This window comes from Rhizobacter sp. P1_G5 (assembly GCF_056405435.1).
Window position 1 is genome coordinate 1 of sequence record NZ_JBFUCB010000998.1, and the last position, 1,289, is coordinate 1,289.

Annotated in this window: 2 protein-coding genes; both read right to left on the reverse strand. The window is 64.8% G+C overall.

What is annotated here, in order from left to right; all coding sequences use genetic code 11:
* The coding region (locus AC1D12_RS33495; protein ID WP_477845401.1) for a M16 family metallopeptidase at positions 1–380 on the reverse strand (380 nt) is incomplete at its 3' end.
* Between the two features lie 123 nt (positions 381–503).
* Positions 504–1,049, reverse strand: coding sequence for an inorganic diphosphatase (gene ppa / locus AC1D12_RS33500; protein WP_047511809.1), 546 nt, complete (start codon positions 1,047–1,049; stop codon positions 504–506).
* Positions 1,050–1,289: the final 240 nt, after the last annotated feature.

The window sequence follows — 1,289 nt, forward strand, 5'->3', positions numbered from 1 at the left end:
GCCGAGAAGCTCGCGAAGTAGTTGGTGCGGTCGAACCAGGTGCTGCCGTTGGCAGCCAGCCCACGCTTGGTGAACTCGGCCCACACGGTGCGGTGCTTCGGCGTGCCCTTGAACAGCAGGTGCTCCAGCAGATGGGCCATGCCGGTCTCGCCGTAGTTCTCCATCCGCGAGCCGACGTGGTAGGTCATGTTGACCGTGGTGGTCGGCTTGGAGTCGTCGGGGATCAGCAGCAGCTGCAGGCCGTTGGCGAGGCGGTACTCGGTGATGCCTTCGACCGTCTGGACCTTGTTGACACCGGCCGGCAGGGCCTGTGCGGAAGCGGTCTGCACCAGCAGAGTGCCGGCAACGATGAGAACGGCGGGCAGGAGACGTTTCAGCATGGGGCGGGGGAATCCGAAGCGAAGGGCGCAGTGTAGAGCGCTGTCCTTCGCCGAGGTTCCGCCAACAAAAAGAGGAGCCCGCGGCTCCCCTTCTCTGCATGTCCGTTCGTGACGGCGGGTGACTCAGCCCTTCGCGGCGGCAGCCTTCTGGTACGCAGCCAGCCCGCTGCTGATCTCGGCTTTGGCCGATTCCGGACCTTCCCAGCCGGTCACCTTGACCCACTTGCCGGCCTCGAGGTCCTTGTAGTGCTCGAAGAAATGCTGGATCGCCTTCAGGCGCATCTGGTTGATGTCTTCGGGCTTCTGCCAGTGCGTGTAGATCGGCAGCACCTTGTCGATCGGCACCGCGAGCAGCTTGCTGTCGCCACCGGCCTCGTCTTCCATCTTCAGCACGCCAATCGGGCGGCAGGTGACGACGACGCCCGGCGACAGCGGGAACGGCGTGATCACGAGCACGTCGACCGGGTCGCCGTCGTCGGACAGCGTCTGCGGCACGTAGCCGTAGTTGCAGGGGTAGTGCATCGCGGTCGTCATGAAGCGGTCGACGAACAGCGCGCCGCTTTCCTTGTCGACCTCGTACTTGATCGGGTCGGCGTTCATCGGGATCTCGATGATCACGTTGAACTGCTCGGGCGCCTTGGCGCCGGGGGGGACTTTGTGCAGGCTCATGAAGTTCTCTTGATGAAGAGGCAGGGATCGCGAGGGATAACCCGCATTTTAGCTGCGCGCCCTGCCCGCGCCTTGCGCGAGGCTGACGACGCGGTCCGCTGGAAAACACCATGACGGGTTTCGTTGCCTTCAAGGCGGGTCATCCCGTAGCATGCGCCGCAGACCCGTCAGGGCTCACGTGAGTACCTTCGTGCTGCGCACTCCGGTGTTCGCCCTTGGGGCGGCCCGGCGGGCTCACGC

Bases quoted from the DNA above. Each gene is read 5' to 3' on its own strand.
- ppa (WP_047511809.1), bottom strand. From the start codon at position 1,049: ATGAGCCTGCACAAAGTCCCCCCCGGCGCCAAGGCGCCCGAGCAGTTC.